Below are 15,688 nucleotides of genomic sequence, written 5' to 3' on the forward strand. Positions count from 1 at the left end.
GAGCGTTTCACAGAGTTTCAAGAATAATCATAAAAGGTCTCTAGGTACTGGTATAACAGTATTTAGGGGCCCTTTTCATTTTCTCAAAAATATCAGAATTTCATATAAATGCAAAGCCATTTGCATTTGGTTTGCATCTTGCCTAATTTTTGATGATCTAAAAAAGTACCCGTGCAAAATAGTACCTCGAAAATGCTGGTTTAATAGGTTCTTTGCACGTACGGCTGTTGACTCAAAATAGGCACAAAAAATGTACCCTACTTATCAAATAGGGTACGAAGTTGGCTATTCTCTTTATCATTTAATGCACTCATCAAGTGAGAATATATTTTTAACGTAGTAGCTGGATCAGCATGACCGATCCGATGAGATATAAACACAATGTCATATCCGTTGGCGATTAAATAAGAAACATGGGTATGCCGTAGATCATGAACAGATACTTGTTTCTTAGCTTTAATTTCGTTGAGCATATCTGTCAGCATTTCATTAACTGATTTATTGCTAGGATTTTCTAATCGCTGATTTCTAAATACAAAGTTATGCACATTTTCTTTCTTATTAGCTTTGTAATATGCTTCTTGAACGTCTTTAAGCTGCTGCAACAAGCTGGTTAATTTCGGACTAATAGCGATTGTTCGATATGATGAATTATTTTTAAGTGGACCAAGCTCACGAGGATTTATCTTATAGGCTTTTCGGAAGCTTATAAGGTTATCTTTAAAATTGATGTCCTCCCAAGATAGGCCACTAGCTTCTTCATAACGAGCACCAGTCTGGCAAATGAAAAATATAATAAGTGGGGAAGTGTTTGAGAACGAATAGCGAGCGATAGAATAGTTCATCAACTTTTCAAAGTCATCAAGTTCTAAGAACTTTGCATCTGGCTCTTTGGCTTCCTTTCCATAAGTTATTTTTGCTTTTCTAGTGAAGTCTGTATGTATTATCTGCTCATCGATTGCATCTAAGCACATAGCTCTAATATACGAATTTAGACGTGACACAGTTTCCTTTGAGTAATCTTGACCATACTTATTCAGAAATTCCTGATACATCGGTTTAGTTATGTCAGTTAGTAGAATATCACCAAAGTGATCTTTTATAACTTTTCCATATCGTTTGTATCTTAATACACCGTCATGAGTAATGTTCAATATTCGGTATGTTTTTATCCACCACATATAGTAATCGTAGAAACCGGTATTTAATTTAGATAGATCAGTTGTACTTTTTTCAATTTCAATCTTTCGAGACCATTCAACCGCTTCATTTTTTGTTTTGAAAGATAGTGATTTTGTTTTATTTTTACCAGCCGGATTTTTATATGAAACTCTAGCTTGCCAATTGCCGGTATCTTGTTTTTTAATTGATGCCATAACTGATACTTCCTTTAAATTTATAGTATATAAACTTACATTTTGTTATCAAATATAAGCCTTATAGGGGCACATATGTTCTTTTGATGCTAAAAATAAAAAGCCGGTTGAGGCTTAGTATTATTCTTTCAATAAATCGGTTAATGTGGAATGAAAATCCCAGTAAGTAAATTTAGTACTATTTTTAAGATCACTAGATTTTAGCTTAATAATTACAGATGTTTTGTAGTTAAGCTTTACTAGAATATTACTTGTACAGACATATTCGATGTAATATGTCTGTTTTTGCTTCATCTTTTCAACGTACAAACTTTTATCTTCAATATTAGTAAAATCTGCCTTTGAATCATCGGACTTAATTGCACCTTTAACGAGGTTATAAAAGGCTTCTTCTTGATTATCTGACAGCTTGTCTGTATCAGACGATAGAAGTACATGTTTACCAGTTTGTGAGTAATAGGGTGCTTGCCATGATTTATATTCACGGTATTTTTGAACTCCAAAAAATAGTGCTACTAAAGCAATTATTGAAGTAAAAGTTATTATCCAGAATTTTATATTTTGATAAAAAGGTTTATTCTTTCGCTGGCGGTGTCGACTAGATCTTGACTGATTAGTATTATTCATAATTTAATCCCCCAAAAAGCTTATTTATACGAATTAATCAATTGCTGTTTTCTAATCTCAAAATCGTTTGAAGAAATAATCCCATTTTGGACCAAATTTTGTAGGTCATTAAGCTGCTGAGACATCTGAGAATATTCGTCTTGTGTTAATTTTCTTTCGTGATGGATATTAAATTCTTCTTCAAGCTTTTTTACCTTCTTTTCACTAAAGGGCCCTAAATCTATTTCATGTTGTTGATCAGTAGAGAGGTCTGTCAGTTCAAGAAAGGCATTGGTATTCTCACTTGAATAGATAGTCATTGAGTTATCCTTTGATACTCTTTTTGCTGTCGTGGCACCTACAACGGCACCAGCGGGACCGGCTATAAGTCCACCAGCTACGGCACGGGCAAGCCCATGTTTATGTTTCGTAGTTGTTCCTTTATCATAAATATATGAAGTATCTTTGACGCCATTCCAATAGAAATGATCTAATGAAAATTCTTTTTCCAAAATATCAACAGGGATCTTTTTATCTTTGAAATAATAATTTCCATCTTCATTTTTTCCTAGGAAGAAACCACCTTTTTTGGGAAAGTCTGTATAAGAATATATTACTGACTCAATATTATGGTATTGCTTTTTTTCTGCAGCTGGTTGCTCTCTTACTCTTTTACCATGTTTCCCAATGGGAGCAGAAAGGTATCCAATTAATATAAGAACTACAAATACGGCTACAACTAATAAAAAGAATATTTTCATAATTCAGTTCCCCCAACTAAATATTTTTGTATTCGCTTACTATTCACCCAAATATGGAAGGCCATAGTTATATCTTAAATCAGCATAAGTATCTGGTAATTTCCCATTTTCTTCAACGTAAAGATTAGTGATAACAGCCATTGCGAAAGCATCGGCTTCACGCTCTGTTTTTCGTCTGTGCACGTTATTCGATACATAGTAAGCAGCTAATCCCTTATGTTCAAGAACATGACCAATTTCGTGCGCTAGTACAAAATATTTTTGATTAGAATATTTAACGGAATTTGCCATAACAATAAATGGGTTATTAAACATGTAGTTTGTTTTTGCTAACGGTTTTGGACCTATGTTTTCCCAATATATATCAAGATTCAACTTTTCTGCCCAAATGAATGGATCGAACGTGTTATACCTATCGCCAATATTAAAGACAAGTTTATTTAGTTCACTAGTACTTGCCATCGCTATCTCTTCCTTCACTATCTTCAACACTCTTAAGTTTTTTCCAAAAGACTTGTGTTAAAGCCATCTTAAATTGTTCTTTTTCTTCATCCGTTAGTTTTTTGCCATCAAAGTTCATTTCTATATGTTTATCCCCGTTGATTAGCTTATATAAATCAAGTGAGTACTTTGAATTGATACTATTTTCCATTTTTATTTTTTCCTTCCCGCTTCTTTATTTGCTCTAAACGTTTCCAAAAGATTTGGGTTAATGCAATTTTAACTCGTTCATTTTCTTCCTCTGTAATATTATCACCGTCAAAAGCCATGCCACCTATTATATTTTGGTCAAGAAAGTCTTTGAAATCCACAGTATCCCTTTTAGTGGCCCATTGAGGGGTGCCATTAACCCCTAGAAGGTAATCTGTAGTAACACCAAAATATTGTGACAATTGTCTAAGTTCGTCTGCTGAAACTTTACGCTTACCGTTTTCAAGACGACTTAGTGAGGTTCTATCTATATTAAGATATTTCGCTAAATCTTCTTGACTTACATTTTTAGATTCTCTTAGCTTGGTTATTCTGTTACCAAGATCATTATTATTCATAAGTATTACCTCTGTTATTATCCATAGTTTAGCATGTGCTAATATTGCACACAATAATTAGTGAGAAAAATGCACATAAAAGTATTGACTGTGAGAAAAATGCACGTTATACTATACCCATCAAGTGAGATAATCACACATTAAAGAGGTGAGTTAATTGTTAGATTTAAATAAAATCAGAAGTAAAAGAAAAGAAAAGGGCTTATCACAAGAAGAAATGGCCAAAAGAATTGGAAACTACACTAGAACAACATACAACCGTATTGAAAGTGGTGAAATTGCACTTAAGGCTAATGATCTTGAAAGTATATCAAATATTTTAGATGAGCCAGTTAGCTATTTTTTTGCCAATAATAGTGAGAAAATCTCACATAAAGCTATCAAATCTTAGTTAAATTATATGTAAAACCCAGCTGTTAAACATATACATCTTGGACAGCAAAAGGTGGTGAACAAATTGAACAATATAAACATTTTTCAGGAATTGGAAGATCTACGCTACCGAAAAAATATAAGCCAAAGATCAATAGCACTTCTATGCAACGTAAAAGAACAATCAGCACAAAAATGGTTCGCAAAACGCAAAGTTGATGACAAATATCTTTGGACGGTAGCCAATTCAGATATTAGTGACGATCGTTTTCTACTAGCACTTCTATGTTATGAGCTGAGATTGCCGAGTCAGTATTTAAATACACTACGCAAAACTAACGAAGATAACTTGTCAATGCTGCTAGGTGCTCAGCAAGAAGACACTGAAAGCGACACGGCGATATTAGATTTAATAGGACAACTGATCTTGCCAAAACCAGATTTAAAGTTTGTTGGGCCAAATGCCCTAGAGATGATTGATACAGGCTTGAAGATGATTCTAGCGGGTACGGGAGTACTTAAGAGTTTAAATATTCCAGTTATCACAGCTTTATTGGAAAGGAGTGAAGAATATGCAAGAGCCTAAAACTATCTCAATGGATGCAGGCAACGGCGTAGAAAATTATGTATTAATTCCTAAGCAGCAATGGGAGAAGGAACATCTTCAAAAAGTTGCGGATGATAAAGAAATTAAGTTAAGACCTTGGGCACACGAAATAACCGGCATCAAGTCATACAACACGTTGATTCCTTTATTGAATCATTACCGCAAAGATTTAGATATTAATAATGGTGGATGTGTTTATTTTCCTAATAAGCCGGGAGTTCCATATAAGTTTGTTGCAGGAGAGTTTAAGGATTTCGTCATTCGGCATAAAAGAGTTTTTACAAAAGCAAAAATTTAAGGAGGATTCAAATATGTTTGAACTAATTGATCCAGAAGCGTTCAGAGAAGAATGCAGACAAGAAAATATTCTAGGACGGCAGCAGCGTGAACTATCTAAGCTACCGCTAGAAATTAAGTTAGCTATCCGTCAGGGATATCGTTCAATTCAGAAATCTTATATTATTCCAATTTCTGATAGTGACTTATTCAAGTTAGGCGAAATGGGAATAGAGTCAGAAATTCAATATGAACATGATTATTCGCCAAGAGTTCACTACATTTTTAGTTTTGATAAGTTGACGGAATTATGAGTTATCTAATCGTGATCGGAGTATCGCTCATAGTTGGCTACTCAATTGCCACGTTTGGCGGCGTGCTTGAACTTTTTGACCTTAACGAAAGGTGGGTGAAGAAGCAGCATGAAATTCTTAAAGATGTTATCAATTCATTTTTCAACTAAGAATTATGTGACTGATACGTATACCGATCGGACACCTTACGTAATAAAAAAAAGACTTGCTATCCGCAAAATAGCAAGTCCAGAAATAAGAAATATTTTTAATACTTAAATTATAGCACACGGAGGAATTCATAATGATGGATTTTGGAATTAGTTTTGCAGAGGATACACCAGAAAATAAAATCGAAGAATTACTTAATAAGAAGAATATCAGCAAAGCTAAATTAGCTAAAGATTTGAATGTAACAGTTGATCAAATCGATTTTGAAATTAGTAAACGTCAATTAGGCAAGGACGGGTTACTTACTAATAATATCGCTGATTACTTCGGAGTTACTAGGTCATATCTGTATCAAACTAGTCCAGTGATTATGGAAGAAAATAGATCTTTCAGTTTTAGTAAACCTACAAAGGTAGGTTACAAATAATGATACCAAATTACGATGACAGTTATCTGTTCGATGAAGAAAAATATAGAGCTGTTTATTCATATGGTGATCAAGAATCTAATAACGAAGACGAGGAAAAATAAATGTTAGAAAACAATTTTTCTACGATCTTGGGCAGCAGATTATTAAGAGTAACTGATGTCTATAAAGCAACGGGAATTTCAAGATCAACGCTAACCAATCTTTACTATAGAAGGACGAAAACCATAAGGATATCTACACTCACAAAGATTTGTGATTATTTAGATATCCCACTCAGCTCACTAATTGAATATTATCCAGAATCTCACTTTAAAAAGGAGGACACAATTCAATGGACATCATCAAACCGAAACCAATCTTAACAGTCAATATGACAGAAGCACAATGGCTACAGAACCGCCGTGAGGGTATTGGTGGCTCAGATGTATCAGTAATACTCGGTCGTAATAAATACCGTACACCGTTTGAAATGTGGCTAGATAAGACAGGTCAAACACCTATTGATACAACAGAAACAACTGAGGCAATCCATTTTGGAAATGTATTTGAAGAAGTCGTAGCACAAGAATTTGCAAGACGTGCTAATAAAAAGGTATTCAAACAAAACAAAACTTTCATTGATCCAGAATATCCAATGTTAAGAGCCAATATTGATAGGGATGTAGCTCATGAAGATGGATTTCTTGAATGTAAGACTGCTAATGCCTTCTTAGCTAAAGAGTGGGAAGGCAATGAAGTTCCCGAAGCTTATTTACTTCAAGTTCAGCATTACATGAATGTTCTTGATCGGCCATATTGTTATATTGCTGTTCTTATCGGAGGTCAGAAATTTCAATACAAGCGTGTCGAACGTGATCAAGAACTAATTGATACATTCACACCTACATTAGTTGATTGGTGGAACAAACACGTGATTGACGGTGTTCCACCAGATGTTGACGGTTCAGATGCGGCCACAGACTTCCTTAAAGATTATTTAAAGGATAGAGGTAGCGAAGACGTTATCAAATTGAATTCTGATGACTTTGAATTATTGGAAAGCCGCAAGAACTTAAAAGAATCTGAAAAAGCAATCAAGAAAGAATTGAACAATATCGATAATCATTTGAAGCTTGAACTTGCTGATGTCAACACAGGTTGGACTCAAGGTTATCAAGTTAATTACAGTTCACAAAGTCGTGAGGGCATCGATAGCAAGAAGTTAAAAAAGGATTATCCAGATATCTATCAAAAAGTTAAAAAGGTTTCATCGTTCAGAAAGCTAAATATCAAGGAGGACAAGAATAATGGCAACTAGTAAAGAGTTAACTCAAAAATTAGGTAATGCACCAACTAAAGTTGATCCGAAGACTTTAGGGATTAAGGCACTGATGGAAACACCAACGATGCAAAACAAGTTCAAAGAGGTGCTTAAAGATAAGTCATCAGGCTTCACATCGTCAGTTTTAAACCTTGTTAACAATGATTCTTACTTATCTCAAGCTGATCCTATGTCAATTCTTACATCAGCAATGATAGCTGCTACGTTAGATCTTCCTATTGATAAAAACTTAGGCTTCGCATGGTTGGTTCCATTTCGTGATTGGAAGAACGGTAATCAGCAACGTGCTCAATTCCAACTAGGTTACAAGGGATATATTCAACTAGCACTTAGAACAGGTCAATATGTTCATATTAACGCCTCAGAGGTCTATAAAGGCGAAATTAAGAACTGGGATAGATTCACAGAAACGTTTGAGCGTGGAGAAAAAGAATCTGATGAAGTTATTGGATATCTTGGATATTTTGAAATGACTAACGGTTTTAAGAAAACGGTATTTTGGACCAAGGACCAAATGGAAGCCCACCGTGTCAGATTCAACAAAGGTAAGAATCCTAAGGCACTCACAGGCGTTTGGAAGGATAACTACGATGCTATGGCCATCAAGACAGTTCTTAGAAACATGTTAGGCAAGTGGGGAATCTTATCCATCGAGATGCAAAAGGCTCAATCAGCAGATGAAACAGCGCCAGAGGACATTGACGATTCAGGTAATCCAATTGATATCACTGACAACGTTACGACTGATGATCATGCTGACGATGATCCGGATAAAGTTGAAGCACCTAAGAATGATACTAAGAAGCCTGCAGTCAAGAAAAAGGATTCAAAGGAACAGACACAAGAGGAATTATTAAAAGGATTTGAGGCCGAAAACGGTTAGTTAGGAGGTATGTAATTTGGACTACTTCAAACAGCGCAGAGCATATAGAGACATGAAATTATATGAAATTAGTATTACAGCAAATCAGAACAATCTATACCGTGAACTATTAGATTACGGCAACGATCGTAGTGACCTAGACGACTATTTTCATTTAAAAAATGATGCGCTCTTATCAATTACAGGCATGTCCAAGAGTACCTTCGTAGATTCAAGACGTAGTTTAGTGCAGATGGATCTAATTGAATATAAGAAAGGTCGAAAGGATAAAGATACACCTCAATATAAAATTGTTAAGTTGTATCAGGACTTTAAGAGTACGAAAAAAGGCGATAATTTCGTACCTACTAATAACACAGGTACGAAAAATGATGACAAATCCGTACCTACTTCCGTACCTGAGCCCGTACCCACTCCCGTACCTGAAACCGTACCTAAAGAACTTACTAGTACTAGACATAAACAGACTAATACTAAACATCATCATAACGATGACGATGAGTTTAAAAATTTGCTCACACTCTATCAGCAAAACATCGGCGCTACCAGTCCAATTGTCATTGAGAACCTTAGATATGCAGTTGATGATTTCAAGCAGCATGATAATTCTGAAAAACAGGCAACTGAGATAGTTCAAGAGGCAATTAAGATAGCAACGTTCAACAATGTTCACAGCTGGAAGTATATCAATACCACTTTGATGAATTGGCAAAACGATAGCTTATTTACGCTTGCAAACATTCGAGCCGATCAGAAGCGACGTACTTCTAAGCGGTCAGGTGGCCGACGTGTCGAAGTAGCGACCGATTGGGACAAAGTTAAGGCCAAAAAAATGTCAAATAATTCAAATGAACTGCAAGAAAGACTAGCAAAAATACGAGGTAAACAAGATGCAACAAATTAACTCAAAAAACTTGTTATATAGGCGTTCACAGACACCTATTTCAGATGATAGACAGACAGTTATAGACGAAATATCCAGAGAAAGCGTGTATCTGGAAAGAGTAATTGACAATCTGCAACATCAATTTGAGCACATGGATCATTTGAGAAAGAATCACTCTGATTTATTTCAAAGTCCGATTCTTATGTTGAATCTCGAGAATTCACTTCTTAATGCGTACAGATTATGAAAATGCTACGATGCCGAGCTTAGAAAGTTGGTGGCTGAAAATGATTAGTTTGATCTAAGAAGTTTACTAGCTCCAAGAAATTTGACATTAAGAGAATTTTCTGAAATGTCTGGCGTCAATTATTGGACCACAACACATATGTCACAGATGATTTATAAGTCAATAAAAATTACCGATATTGAGAAAATCCGTAGGGCTTTAGACATCACTCCAAATGAATTATTTGGATATGAAAGCGAACGGTGATTATCATGAAAGCAATTGTAATATTAGCAATACTATATATTATCGTTTCTGGCTTTTTTAGAAAAAATGAATAACAGCATAAGAGAGAAGTATAAATGAGCAATCAATTGAAATTAATAATCTATGGTGAACCAGTACCCGCATCACGTCCTCGTTTTAGCTCATTTGGTGGCAAAAAGAGAGCATACACAGATAAAAAATATCGGATTTACAAAAATGAAATCAAAACGTTGTATTGGGATAAGTACCATAACGAACAGCTTTTTAAAAAAGGTGCTCCTCTCGTTGCACAAATACGCTTTTACAGAAGGATCCAAAAAGGATTATCCAAAGCGGAGTATAAAAGACGTGCCAGTCATGAGGTAAAGCCGACTGTGAAGCCCGACTTGGACAACTACGAGAAAGCTATTTTTGATGGCTTAGCAAAGGCTTGGTTTGATGACGGACAAATAGTCAAACACGATACTGAAAAGGACTACGATGAGAATCCTAGAACAGAAATAGAAGTTAGGGAGTGGACGAAAGATGATGACAATTATAGAAACAATCCTAGCTAATCCATACGTTGAAAATACAATTGCTATTTTAGCTAGAACTAACAAAGCCGAATGCTCTCGGTATTCAAAGACTATCGCTATTGATAACTGGCGTATTGCTTACGAAAACAGGCGAGAGTTTGTAAAAGCACTAAACGCAATCAATGAAGCACAAGATCAATTTACATTTGAGTTTAGTGGAGATGAATTTAGACCAGATTTAGTTATTACAAGCAGAAAATTGAAGGCTACTTATGACGCTATCCCAAAGACAAAAACTATGCGAAATGTCTTGGAGAAAGTCTATAAGGATTTTGGAATTACAACAGACATTGGGTTCCACGTTGATCTTGATGAAAAAATAACTGATGAAGAATACGAGAATCAATTAAAACTTTATTCAGCTATGTCGGGTATTTTTCAGGACAAATTTGATTAAGATGATTCGTATGATGATTTATAAAAATGAGTAAAAAAGGAAGTTTCTATTATGGAGTATGAGAAAGACATTGAAAAAATAGCAAAGAAGATTTCTAAAATATTAAAAGATAATGCCGATCCATATCAGTCTGTTGAAATAAATGATCATGAAATAAAAATAACATCTGTCAGAAATTATTATCCAACAGATGTTGAGAAGAACTAGATTCTATTGTATGAATGAACTTTATCAAGGCGTGAAAGCGCTGAACCCATAAATTCGTGGAGGATAAATAAATGGATCAATTAATAATTATGAAAGATCAGCAAGCAGTAACTAGCAGTTTACAAGTAGCGGAAACATTTAATAAGAACCATCGAGATGTATTGAGAGCAGTTGATGATTTAAAAGAGGGGGTTGCGCAAAATTGGGCAGACCTATTTTACGAAGATACATATACTCATCCTCAAAATAAACAGCAATATCGAATTATTTATATGAATCGTGATGGATTTACGTTATTGGCTATGGGGTTCACCGGCAAAAAAGCAATGAAATTTAAGCTTAAATACATTGAAGCCTTCAACAAAATGGAAAGTCACATTAAAACTGGTGGTTTCAAAGTTCCATCAACAATGGCAGAAGCTTTACGTCTAGCTGCGGATCAGCAAGAACAAATTGAAACTATGAAGCCAAAAGTTAATTATTTTGATCAAATCATGGCTAGTAAATCATTAATGATTACTACGACAATCGCAAAGGATTATGGAATGAGTGCCAAAGCATTTAATGACCTACTTAAAAAACTCAAGATTCAATACAAATTGGGTGGCATCTGGTATCTACATTCTAAATATCAAGATAAAGGCTGGGTTAGCTCATCAACACGAATGATTGATGGAAATCCACGTACCTTAACTAAATGGACACAAAAAGGACGCGTAGGACTATACAACCTATTAAAAGCTCACGATATTGTTCCTATGATTGAAAAGCTAGATATTACTACTGTGACTATTGGAGGGCAACAATGAAGAATATTGATAAAAAAAAGGCCAATTCAATTAAGAATTGGCAGAATATAGTGATTGTAAATAATGATTCAGAGCCAATTGCCGTAATTTCAGACAATCAGATAATATTGAAAAATGGTTATAAATATGAGATTGATGTTGGATTAGACAATTAGTCCAAATTATTATTTTTGGATGAGTCGGGTTTAGAAACTGGAGTTGGCTTGTTACCTATATTTTTAACAGTATAGTTGTTATAGTTTCCAGATTTAATCTCATGAACAAATTGAGTTCTAGTCATGTTTTTTCCAGTGTGATTATCATGAAATGCTGTGTTTCTTCCAGATTTAGTTTGCGATGTTACTTTAATTCTTGCCATTATTTTGGCTCCTTACAAAGTTTATTTTGAATAACACGATTAAGAAGTAATCCTGGGGAGGATAAGCAAAACGTATATTCAATACAGATATTCTAGTAAAAAAATTACAGCATGTCAATATATTGTGCAGAACAAAAGTTCTTATACAAGATGGAGTGTAAAATGTACAAAAATAACTTAAAAAAAATACTCAAATCTAAAAATATTAATCAAAGTGAGTTATCAAGAATTGCCAATGTGCCACGGACAAATATAGTTTCTATTATTAACGGTCAAATAAAGAATCCAACTATTGGATTGATGATTAAGATTGCTGATGCACTTAATATTAGTTTAGATGAATTTAGAGGTGATAATACAAATGATAAATAGAGTAGTCCTAGTAGGACGATTAACACGTGATCCAGAACTTAGATACACACAAGGTGGTGCAGCAGTAGCAAGCTTCACACTAGCTGTAAACAGGCAATTCACTAATTCTCAAGGTGAACGTGAAGCTGATTTTATTAATTGCGTTATCTGGAGAAAAACTGCCGAGAATTTTGCTAATTTCACTAATAAGGGTTCTCTTGTTGGAATTGATGGACATCTTCAAACACGTAACTATGAAAACAAACAAGGTCAAAGAGTTTATGTAACAGAAGTTGTCGTTGATAATTTCTCATTACTTGAAAGCAGAAATGCTAATTCAAGCGATAGCACTAACGATAATTCAAATAAAGCACCTAACTATAATCAATCTAAAAATTCAAACACTAATGTGAGCGATCCGTTTGTTGACAACTCGAAACCAATAGATATCAGTGATTCAGATTTGCCTTTCTAATTGAGGAGGAGACTAATGGAAGTATTCAAGCCAATACCAGAATATAAAGGAATTTACGAAGTAAGTAATAAAGGAACTATAAGAACGGATAAGAATAAAACTACATATACAAAAGGCGTAGGTGTTAGGCATTGGAAGCAAAGAATTATGAAACTCAAAACTGATAAAGGCGGCTATAAGCGAGTAACTCTTTGGAAAGATGGAAAGAGTAAAGATTTCTTAGTACATAGGTTAGTTGCTACGGCTTTTATTCCTAATCCTAATAAATTTGAGATTATAAACCACTTAGATGGTAATACTTCAAATAACAATATTGAAAATCTTGAATGGACTGATTATTACGGCAATTTAATGCACGCTTATAATCACGGCCTTAATAGCGAAGCTCAACCAATTGTTTTAGTTAATAGCAAAACCAAAGAAAGCCACTATTTTTATAGTAAGGCAGAGGCTAGTAGGTTTCTGAAACATAATGATGGATTTATAAGCATGAAACTTAAAAATAATAAGAACGTTGTTGGAGATTATAAACTATTTGTTTTAGCTAATTAGGAGGCAAATATATGGACGTAATTTCATTAGTTCAATCAATCGAAGACGATTATGGAATGGATTGCAAACTTTGGCCTGAAAATGATGCCAGATTGAAAAAATTACGTGAGTGGTACATAAAAAATTCTGATGAAAAAAAGAGAAATGTACCCTATAGCGATATTCTAAAAATTCAAAAAGCGCTTGATGAACAAATACCAAAGAAAAAAATATGTGAGATATTTGAAATTAGTCTGGGAAAGTTAGCACACGATATTGAATTAGGAAAATTAAGTGATACGAAATGGAAAAATGGTGGGAGGTAGAGTAATGAATTACGAAAAGATCTATAAGTCATATATAAGGTCGGCGTTTAGTGATGAATGCCGCAACATTGTTCGAGCTATCATGTATATTCAAAAACATTTTTATGCCATGCCAAAGGAGTTTAGAAATGCTGACAGAGAACTTAGCGATGAGACCAAGAACAAAATAATTCAATCAATTCTTTGGGAGGACGAGATTGCTAAAAAGTTTAAATTGTGCCGTGTATGAAATGCGCTTCAATAAGTATCTATTTATTGAAATTGCTGATGCTTTACACATTAGTGATGAAGAAGTTGAACTTATTGACAAAGTTAATCAAGAACATTTGGCAAAATTAGAAATGATCAGATTAGGGTGGTTAAGCCTTAGCGACATTAACTAGGAGGATAAACATATGAGAATTTTAAAGGGTTGGACTAAAGATGAACGAAAGGAACTAGAGGAAGCTAAAGACGGCGGTTTTTATAGTTCTATTGATTTAATTAATGGGATCGTTGGTGGCGATGACGACTGTACCTCTTTGGCTAATAAGTGTATGAATGGAGATTCGGAAGAGGATAATCAATTGATTAGAGATATCGCAGATTACTATACCGGCAAAGCTAAGTTTCCTGAACAGAAATATTATGTACAACTGATTAAAAATAATGATTTCAATTATCTCAACAGAAACAAGTTAAACACTTTATTAACACTAGACGGCTATCGCTTAGCCCAAAACTATCAAACCGAATTTACTGAACAAGAAATTAAAGATATTGACCCAAGATATATGGCCTTCGCTGCGCCAGTGGAGGCAGACGATGAATAAAACAAAAGTAATGCAAATAATAAATTCTATTGATTTAGGATTGAATATTATTGAAGAAGGTCAGCAATTAGATACACAAGCTCTCACAGAGTCTGTTCGTATAGATGTTGAAGATTTAAAAGAAGAACTTAATTCCAAGCCTGTTATGCCAAAGGTATTTGATGATTGGTATAAAAATGATTCAATACATGGTGACCCTAATACATTAAAATTTAAGATTATTCATTTTACAGTCATGGTCATGTGGGGCGGTAAGGGAATCGAGTCGCAAGAACAATTATGTGATTGGATAAAAAAAACTAATAAAGGTAAATACACATATGATGAAGAACGTTTTGCTAGATGTATTGAAGCTATCATTCACGGTTATGAGGTGGAGAAATGAGAAGAATTAAGTTCAGAGCGTGGGACAAGGGAAACGAAATCTATCTTTATAATGTGCAGGATGCTTATGACACGTTAAGTGGGTTCGTAACATATGATGATGGTGAAGATGCTGAATATGACGAGGATTGCTTTGGAAGCTTCTTAAATAATAAATGGTATGATGTCGAACAGTTTACTGGGCTAAAAGATCTGAATGGCAAGGACATATATGTGGGCGATATATTAAAGCTTAGTTATGATGAGCCAGAATCGTATATATACAAGGACGAATTTGACTGTAATCCTAGAGTGATTCCACCTAAGACAGTTAATGACACAGTACAAGTAGTCAATAACACCGGAGCATTTGGAGTTACACATCATGGTGCATTGTTTACAACGTTGCGAGATGTTGATAAAGGTCGCCAAAGCATTGAAATTATAGGAAACATTCATGAAAACCCTGAATTGTTGGAGGCAGAAAAATGAAAGCAAAAAAATTAGCACCAATCCCGATGGAATCAATACTAAATAGTCGCTGTAATATCCGAAATGAAATGACAGTAGGTGTTTATGATGAGGCTAGAGAAAAGCTTTGTGATGAAAGAGGCCTAAGTGAAGACGATATAGACGCGGTGCTGGAATATGCTGAAATATTTTGTCCTATGAATGCGTTGGTTAGGACTATTACGCCTGTCGTTTGGGAGGAAGACTAATGATTAAAACATATACAACAACAGTCAAAGCAGAAGTGTTTGATGGATCAGATGAAATGATGTCACGCTATCCAATTAGACACCATTCAGATGCTTGGGGAGAATCATGGTTTTTGGATATTCCGAGTAGACTAACTCCGGGACAAAATAATCCATCTGATTTATTAAAAGGTCAATATATCGTAACCAATTCAAACGGTTGTGTATTTAATATGTGGCCAAATGATTTTTATGACTT

At 34.5% G+C, this 15,688-nt stretch carries 32 protein-coding genes and 1 pseudogene; 26 read left to right on the forward strand and 7 right to left on the reverse strand.

What is annotated here, in order from left to right; genetic code table 11:
- Positions 1 to 257 precede the first annotated feature (257 nt).
- The 6 genes from JCM14932_RS13140 to JCM14932_RS13165 all read right to left on the reverse strand — a co-directional run bounded on the left by JCM14932_RS13140 (position 258) and on the right by JCM14932_RS13165 (position 3,792).
- Positions 258 to 1,376: a tyrosine-type recombinase/integrase gene (locus JCM14932_RS13140; RefSeq protein ID WP_025025261.1), complete on the reverse strand. Its 1,119-nt coding sequence runs from the start codon at positions 1,374 to 1,376 to the stop codon at positions 258 to 260.
- Positions 1,377 to 1,496: 120 nt separating this feature from the next.
- Positions 1,497 to 2,003, reverse strand: a complete 507-nt coding sequence (locus tag JCM14932_RS13145; protein ID WP_025025262.1) for a hypothetical protein — start codon at positions 2,001 to 2,003, stop codon at positions 1,497 to 1,499.
- Between the two features lie 20 nt (positions 2,004 to 2,023).
- A complete protein-coding gene (locus JCM14932_RS16815) occupies positions 2,024 to 2,743 on the reverse strand; it encodes a hypothetical protein (protein ID WP_025025263.1) in 720 nt (239 codons plus the stop codon).
- Between the two features lie 39 nt (positions 2,744 to 2,782).
- Positions 2,783 to 3,205 (reverse strand): ImmA/IrrE family metallo-endopeptidase, encoded by a 423-nt coding sequence (locus JCM14932_RS13155; RefSeq protein ID WP_025025264.1) that lies wholly within the window; start codon positions 3,203 to 3,205, stop codon positions 2,783 to 2,785.
- Positions 3,192 to 3,395 carry a hypothetical protein gene (locus JCM14932_RS13160; RefSeq protein WP_025025265.1) on the reverse strand — a complete coding sequence of 68 codons (204 nt, stop codon included), beginning with the start codon at positions 3,393 to 3,395 and terminating at the stop codon, positions 3,192 to 3,194. Before JCM14932_RS13160 ends, JCM14932_RS13155 begins: the two co-directional genes overlap by 14 nt.
- A complete protein-coding gene (locus tag JCM14932_RS13165) occupies positions 3,385 to 3,792 on the reverse strand; it encodes a helix-turn-helix domain-containing protein (RefSeq protein WP_025025266.1) in 408 nt (135 codons plus the stop codon). The genes JCM14932_RS13160 and JCM14932_RS13165 overlap by 11 nt, the downstream gene beginning before the upstream one ends.
- A gap of 157 nt (positions 3,793 to 3,949) precedes the next feature.
- Between JCM14932_RS13165 and JCM14932_RS13170 the strand changes: the two genes are divergently transcribed.
- The 15 genes and pseudogenes from JCM14932_RS13170 to JCM14932_RS16660 all read left to right on the forward strand — a co-directional run bounded on the left by JCM14932_RS13170 (position 3,950) and on the right by JCM14932_RS16660 (position 11,670).
- Positions 3,950 to 4,183, forward strand: a complete 234-nt coding sequence (locus JCM14932_RS13170; RefSeq protein WP_025025267.1) for a helix-turn-helix domain-containing protein — start codon at positions 3,950 to 3,952, stop codon at positions 4,181 to 4,183.
- Between the two features lie 66 nt (positions 4,184 to 4,249).
- Positions 4,250 to 4,750, forward strand: coding sequence for a hypothetical protein (locus JCM14932_RS13175; RefSeq protein ID WP_025025268.1), 501 nt, complete (start codon positions 4,250 to 4,252; stop codon positions 4,748 to 4,750).
- The gene (locus JCM14932_RS13180) at positions 4,737 to 5,069 is read left to right on the forward strand and encodes a DUF771 domain-containing protein (protein ID WP_025025269.1); all 333 of its coding nucleotides are present in this window, start codon (positions 4,737 to 4,739) and stop codon (positions 5,067 to 5,069) included. The genes JCM14932_RS13175 and JCM14932_RS13180 overlap by 14 nt, the downstream gene beginning before the upstream one ends.
- 13 nt (positions 5,070 to 5,082) lie before the next feature.
- Positions 5,083 to 5,361 carry a hypothetical protein gene (locus tag JCM14932_RS13185; RefSeq protein ID WP_025025270.1) on the forward strand — a complete coding sequence of 93 codons (279 nt, stop codon included), beginning with the start codon at positions 5,083 to 5,085 and terminating at the stop codon, positions 5,359 to 5,361.
- A 283-nt stretch (positions 5,362 to 5,644) separates the two neighbouring features.
- Positions 5,645 to 5,938 carry a helix-turn-helix domain-containing protein gene (locus JCM14932_RS13190; protein ID WP_025025271.1) on the forward strand — a complete coding sequence of 98 codons (294 nt, stop codon included), beginning with the start codon at positions 5,645 to 5,647 and terminating at the stop codon, positions 5,936 to 5,938.
- Positions 5,939 to 6,042: 104 nt separating this feature from the next.
- Entirely contained in the window at positions 6,043 to 6,303 is a 261-nt protein-coding gene (locus tag JCM14932_RS16420; protein WP_081776183.1) for a helix-turn-helix domain-containing protein, read from the forward strand.
- Positions 6,273 to 7,238, forward strand: coding sequence for a YqaJ viral recombinase family nuclease (locus tag JCM14932_RS13200; RefSeq protein WP_025025272.1), 966 nt, complete (start codon positions 6,273 to 6,275; stop codon positions 7,236 to 7,238). The genes JCM14932_RS16420 and JCM14932_RS13200 overlap by 31 nt, the downstream gene beginning before the upstream one ends.
- Positions 7,228 to 8,145 (forward strand): recombinase RecT, encoded by a 918-nt coding sequence (locus JCM14932_RS13205; protein WP_025025273.1) that lies wholly within the window; start codon positions 7,228 to 7,230, stop codon positions 8,143 to 8,145. Before JCM14932_RS13200 ends, JCM14932_RS13205 begins: the two co-directional genes overlap by 11 nt.
- 16 nt (positions 8,146 to 8,161) lie before the next feature.
- Positions 8,162 to 9,049, forward strand: a complete 888-nt coding sequence (locus tag JCM14932_RS16170) for a DnaD domain-containing protein (protein WP_025025274.1) — start codon at positions 8,162 to 8,164, stop codon at positions 9,047 to 9,049.
- 295 nt (positions 9,050 to 9,344) lie between these two features.
- Positions 9,345 to 9,524 (forward strand): annotated as a pseudogene (locus JCM14932_RS17700) (helix-turn-helix domain-containing protein); the annotation flags it as partial.
- Positions 9,525 to 9,619: 95 nt separating this feature from the next.
- The gene (locus tag JCM14932_RS13220; protein ID WP_051528145.1) at positions 9,620 to 10,081 is read left to right on the forward strand and encodes a RusA family crossover junction endodeoxyribonuclease; all 462 of its coding nucleotides are present in this window, start codon (positions 9,620 to 9,622) and stop codon (positions 10,079 to 10,081) included.
- Complete coding sequence (locus JCM14932_RS13225) at positions 10,050 to 10,499, forward strand: hypothetical protein (protein WP_025025277.1); 450 nt, start codon at positions 10,050 to 10,052, stop codon at positions 10,497 to 10,499. Before JCM14932_RS13220 ends, JCM14932_RS13225 begins: the two co-directional genes overlap by 32 nt.
- Positions 10,500 to 10,550: 51 nt before the next feature.
- On the forward strand, positions 10,551 to 10,706 hold the full coding sequence (locus tag JCM14932_RS16655) for a hypothetical protein (RefSeq protein WP_155832139.1): 156 nt from the start codon (positions 10,551 to 10,553) through the stop codon (positions 10,704 to 10,706).
- Positions 10,707 to 10,777: 71 nt separating this feature from the next.
- Positions 10,778 to 11,515, forward strand: a complete 738-nt coding sequence (locus JCM14932_RS16175; protein WP_025025278.1) for a phage regulatory protein/antirepressor Ant — start codon at positions 10,778 to 10,780, stop codon at positions 11,513 to 11,515.
- Positions 11,512 to 11,670, forward strand: coding sequence for a hypothetical protein (locus tag JCM14932_RS16660; RefSeq protein WP_155832140.1), 159 nt, complete (start codon positions 11,512 to 11,514; stop codon positions 11,668 to 11,670). The genes JCM14932_RS16175 and JCM14932_RS16660 overlap by 4 nt, the downstream gene beginning before the upstream one ends.
- Here the strand turns inward: JCM14932_RS16660 and JCM14932_RS13245 are convergent.
- Entirely contained in the window at positions 11,667 to 11,873 is a 207-nt protein-coding gene (locus JCM14932_RS13245) for a hypothetical protein (RefSeq protein WP_025025279.1), read from the reverse strand. The two genes, JCM14932_RS16660 and JCM14932_RS13245, sit on opposite strands and share 4 nt — an antisense overlap.
- Before the next feature lie 162 nt (positions 11,874 to 12,035).
- On the opposite strand from JCM14932_RS13245, the gene JCM14932_RS13250 reads away from it, so the two are divergent.
- From JCM14932_RS13250 to JCM14932_RS15695, 11 genes are all read left to right on the forward strand, one after another.
- Positions 12,036 to 12,245 carry a helix-turn-helix transcriptional regulator gene (locus JCM14932_RS13250; RefSeq protein ID WP_025025280.1) on the forward strand — a complete coding sequence of 70 codons (210 nt, stop codon included), beginning with the start codon at positions 12,036 to 12,038 and terminating at the stop codon, positions 12,243 to 12,245.
- Complete coding sequence (ssb, locus tag JCM14932_RS13255; RefSeq protein ID WP_025025281.1) at positions 12,235 to 12,699, forward strand: single-stranded DNA-binding protein; 465 nt, start codon at positions 12,235 to 12,237, stop codon at positions 12,697 to 12,699. Before JCM14932_RS13250 ends, ssb begins: the two co-directional genes overlap by 11 nt.
- A gap of 15 nt (positions 12,700 to 12,714) precedes the next feature.
- Entirely contained in the window at positions 12,715 to 13,251 is a 537-nt protein-coding gene (locus JCM14932_RS13260; RefSeq protein WP_025025282.1) for an NUMOD4 domain-containing protein, read from the forward strand.
- An 11-nt stretch (positions 13,252 to 13,262) separates the two neighbouring features.
- A complete protein-coding gene (locus JCM14932_RS13265) occupies positions 13,263 to 13,556 on the forward strand; it encodes a hypothetical protein (RefSeq protein WP_025025283.1) in 294 nt (97 codons plus the stop codon).
- 4 nt (positions 13,557 to 13,560) lie between these two features.
- Positions 13,561 to 13,785: a hypothetical protein gene (locus tag JCM14932_RS13270; RefSeq protein WP_025025284.1), complete on the forward strand. Its 225-nt coding sequence runs from the start codon at positions 13,561 to 13,563 to the stop codon at positions 13,783 to 13,785.
- Positions 13,754 to 13,939, forward strand: a complete 186-nt coding sequence (locus JCM14932_RS16665) for a hypothetical protein (protein WP_155832141.1) — start codon at positions 13,754 to 13,756, stop codon at positions 13,937 to 13,939. The genes JCM14932_RS13270 and JCM14932_RS16665 overlap by 32 nt, the downstream gene beginning before the upstream one ends.
- A gap of 12 nt (positions 13,940 to 13,951) precedes the next feature.
- A complete protein-coding gene (locus tag JCM14932_RS13280) occupies positions 13,952 to 14,368 on the forward strand; it encodes a DUF1642 domain-containing protein (RefSeq protein WP_025025285.1) in 417 nt (138 codons plus the stop codon).
- On the forward strand, positions 14,361 to 14,753 hold the full coding sequence (locus tag JCM14932_RS13285) for a hypothetical protein (RefSeq protein WP_025025286.1): 393 nt from the start codon (positions 14,361 to 14,363) through the stop codon (positions 14,751 to 14,753). The genes JCM14932_RS13280 and JCM14932_RS13285 overlap by 8 nt, the downstream gene beginning before the upstream one ends.
- Positions 14,750 to 15,223 carry a YopX family protein gene (locus JCM14932_RS13290; protein WP_025025287.1) on the forward strand — a complete coding sequence of 158 codons (474 nt, stop codon included), beginning with the start codon at positions 14,750 to 14,752 and terminating at the stop codon, positions 15,221 to 15,223. The genes JCM14932_RS13285 and JCM14932_RS13290 overlap by 4 nt, the downstream gene beginning before the upstream one ends.
- Positions 15,220 to 15,450 (forward strand): hypothetical protein, encoded by a 231-nt coding sequence (locus JCM14932_RS13295; RefSeq protein WP_025025288.1) that lies wholly within the window; start codon positions 15,220 to 15,222, stop codon positions 15,448 to 15,450. The genes JCM14932_RS13290 and JCM14932_RS13295 overlap by 4 nt, the downstream gene beginning before the upstream one ends.
- Positions 15,450 to 15,688 (forward strand): hypothetical protein (locus tag JCM14932_RS15695; RefSeq protein WP_034543505.1); only part of this gene is annotated, 239 nt, incomplete at its 3' end. The genes JCM14932_RS13295 and JCM14932_RS15695, both read left to right, overlap by 1 nt.

The sequence above is a fragment of the Companilactobacillus nodensis DSM 19682 = JCM 14932 = NBRC 107160 genome, from assembly GCF_000615905.1.
GTDB classification, from domain to species: domain Bacteria; phylum Bacillota; class Bacilli; order Lactobacillales; family Lactobacillaceae; genus Companilactobacillus; species Companilactobacillus nodensis.

Bases quoted from the DNA above. Each gene is read 5' to 3' on its own strand.
- JCM14932_RS13140 (WP_025025261.1), bottom strand. From the start codon at position 1,376: ATGGCATCAATTAAAAAACAAGATACCGGCAATTGGCAAGCTAGAGTT.
- JCM14932_RS13145 (WP_025025262.1), bottom strand. From the start codon at position 2,003: ATGAATAATACTAATCAGTCAAGATCTAGTCGACACCGCCAGCGAAAG.
- JCM14932_RS16815 (WP_025025263.1), bottom strand. From the start codon at position 2,743: ATGAAAATATTCTTTTTATTAGTTGTAGCCGTATTTGTAGTTCTTATA.
- JCM14932_RS13155 (WP_025025264.1), bottom strand. From the start codon at position 3,205: ATGGCAAGTACTAGTGAACTAAATAAACTTGTCTTTAATATTGGCGAT.
- JCM14932_RS13160 (WP_025025265.1), bottom strand. From the start codon at position 3,395: ATGGAAAATAGTATCAATTCAAAGTACTCACTTGATTTATATAAGCTA.
- JCM14932_RS13165 (WP_025025266.1), bottom strand. From the start codon at position 3,792: ATGAATAATAATGATCTTGGTAACAGAATAACCAAGCTAAGAGAATCT.
- JCM14932_RS13180 (WP_025025269.1), top strand. From the start codon at position 4,737: ATGCAAGAGCCTAAAACTATCTCAATGGATGCAGGCAACGGCGTAGAA.
- JCM14932_RS13185 (WP_025025270.1), top strand. From the start codon at position 5,083: ATGTTTGAACTAATTGATCCAGAAGCGTTCAGAGAAGAATGCAGACAA.
- JCM14932_RS13190 (WP_025025271.1), top strand. From the start codon at position 5,645: ATGATGGATTTTGGAATTAGTTTTGCAGAGGATACACCAGAAAATAAA.
- JCM14932_RS16420 (WP_081776183.1), top strand. From the start codon at position 6,043: ATGTTAGAAAACAATTTTTCTACGATCTTGGGCAGCAGATTATTAAGA.
- JCM14932_RS13200 (WP_025025272.1), top strand. From the start codon at position 6,273: ATGGACATCATCAAACCGAAACCAATCTTAACAGTCAATATGACAGAA.
- JCM14932_RS13205 (WP_025025273.1), top strand. From the start codon at position 7,228: ATGGCAACTAGTAAAGAGTTAACTCAAAAATTAGGTAATGCACCAACT.
- JCM14932_RS13220 (WP_051528145.1), top strand. From the start codon at position 9,620: ATGAGCAATCAATTGAAATTAATAATCTATGGTGAACCAGTACCCGCA.
- JCM14932_RS13225 (WP_025025277.1), top strand. From the start codon at position 10,050: ATGATGACAATTATAGAAACAATCCTAGCTAATCCATACGTTGAAAAT.
- JCM14932_RS16655 (WP_155832139.1), top strand. From the start codon at position 10,551: ATGGAGTATGAGAAAGACATTGAAAAAATAGCAAAGAAGATTTCTAAA.
- JCM14932_RS16175 (WP_025025278.1), top strand. From the start codon at position 10,778: ATGGATCAATTAATAATTATGAAAGATCAGCAAGCAGTAACTAGCAGT.
- JCM14932_RS16660 (WP_155832140.1), top strand. From the start codon at position 11,512: ATGAAGAATATTGATAAAAAAAAGGCCAATTCAATTAAGAATTGGCAG.
- JCM14932_RS13245 (WP_025025279.1), bottom strand. From the start codon at position 11,873: ATGGCAAGAATTAAAGTAACATCGCAAACTAAATCTGGAAGAAACACA.
- JCM14932_RS13250 (WP_025025280.1), top strand. From the start codon at position 12,036: ATGTACAAAAATAACTTAAAAAAAATACTCAAATCTAAAAATATTAAT.
- ssb (WP_025025281.1), top strand. From the start codon at position 12,235: ATGATAAATAGAGTAGTCCTAGTAGGACGATTAACACGTGATCCAGAA.
- JCM14932_RS13260 (WP_025025282.1), top strand. From the start codon at position 12,715: ATGGAAGTATTCAAGCCAATACCAGAATATAAAGGAATTTACGAAGTA.
- JCM14932_RS13265 (WP_025025283.1), top strand. From the start codon at position 13,263: ATGGACGTAATTTCATTAGTTCAATCAATCGAAGACGATTATGGAATG.
- JCM14932_RS13270 (WP_025025284.1), top strand. From the start codon at position 13,561: ATGAATTACGAAAAGATCTATAAGTCATATATAAGGTCGGCGTTTAGT.
- JCM14932_RS13280 (WP_025025285.1), top strand. From the start codon at position 13,952: ATGAGAATTTTAAAGGGTTGGACTAAAGATGAACGAAAGGAACTAGAG.
- JCM14932_RS13285 (WP_025025286.1), top strand. From the start codon at position 14,361: ATGAATAAAACAAAAGTAATGCAAATAATAAATTCTATTGATTTAGGA.
- JCM14932_RS13290 (WP_025025287.1), top strand. From the start codon at position 14,750: ATGAGAAGAATTAAGTTCAGAGCGTGGGACAAGGGAAACGAAATCTAT.
- JCM14932_RS13295 (WP_025025288.1), top strand. From the start codon at position 15,220: ATGAAAGCAAAAAAATTAGCACCAATCCCGATGGAATCAATACTAAAT.